The sequence below is a fragment of the Ectopseudomonas oleovorans genome (assembly GCF_029845265.1).
GTDB lineage: Bacteria > Pseudomonadota > Gammaproteobacteria > Pseudomonadales > Pseudomonadaceae > Aquipseudomonas > Aquipseudomonas oleovorans.
Map to the genome: position 1 here is coordinate 1 of NZ_JAOCLK010000105.1, position 1188 is coordinate 1188.

Sequence of the window (1188 nt, forward strand, 5' to 3'; positions counted from 1 at the left end):
CAATCGGCCAGGCCCGTAGGGTGGATGTCGCTTTTTACATCCACCAGAGCCGCCCCGCACCACGCTGGAAACCTATATGAACCTGCAATTCGAAGAACGCCCCAGCCTGCACGGCTACCGCATCGGCATCGCCAGCCTGGACGCGGAAAAGAGCCTCAACGCCCTCTCCCTGCCGATGATCGAAGCACTCGACGAACGCCTGAAGGCCTGGGCAGAAGACTCGAACATCGCCTGCGTGATGCTGCGCGGCAACGGCCCCAAGGCCTTCTGTGCCGGCGGCGATGTGGTGCAACTGGTAAACCAGTGTCGCGAACAACCAGGCGAAATACCGGCCCTGGCACGACGCTTCTTCGCCGACGAATATCGCCTCGAACATCGCATCCACACCTACCCCAAGCCCTTGATCTGCTGGGCCCATGGTCACGTGCTGGGTGGCGGCATGGGCCTGATGCAGGGCGCCGGCATCCGCATCGTCACCCCGAGCAGCCGACTGGGCATGCCAGAAATCAATATCGGCCTGTACCCGGATGTCGGCGGTAGCTGGTTCCTCGCCCGCCTGCCGGGTCGCCTAGGTCTGTTCCTTGGGCTCACTGCTGCGAGCATCAATGCCCGCGATGCGCTGGACCTGAACCTGGCCGACCGCTGCCTGCGCGATGACCAGCAAGAGGCACTGCTCGAAGGTCTGGTGCAGCTGAACTGGCGCGAACAAGCCGACCTGCAACTGCACAGCCTGCTACGGGCGCTGGAGAACGAGGCACGCAGTGAGCTGCCGGCAGCCCAATGGTTGCCGCGCCGCGAACGTATCGATGAGCTGCTCGACGTCGCCGACCTGCCGGCTGCCGTACACGCGCTCAAGGCACTGCAAGCAGATGACGACGCACTGCTCGCCCGCGCTGCCAAGACCCTGGCCAATGGCTGCCCGCTGACGGCGCACCTGGTCTGGCAGCAGATACGCCGCGCCCGCCACCTGTCGCTGGCCGAGGTGTTTCGCATGGAATACGCCATGAGCCTGAACTGCTGCCGCCACCCGGAATTCCCCGAAGGCGTGCGCGCCCGCCTGATCGACAAAGATCAAACACCGCATTGGCACTGGCCGGACGTGGCCGCAATCCCAGACGCCGTGGTCGAAGCGCACTTCGCGCCAGCCTGGGATGGCGAACACCCGTTGGCAGATCTGTAAGCGCGGGT

1 protein-coding gene is annotated in these 1188 nt (G+C 64.6%); it reads left to right on the forward strand.

Going from position 1 to position 1188, the window contains the following annotated elements:
* The first annotated feature begins 76 nt into the window (after window positions 1-76).
* Complete coding sequence (locus N5J71_RS22285; RefSeq protein WP_279534578.1) at window positions 77-1180, forward strand: enoyl-CoA hydratase/isomerase DspII; 1104 nt, start codon at window positions 77-79, stop codon at window positions 1178-1180.
* Window positions 1181-1188: the final 8 nt, after the last annotated feature.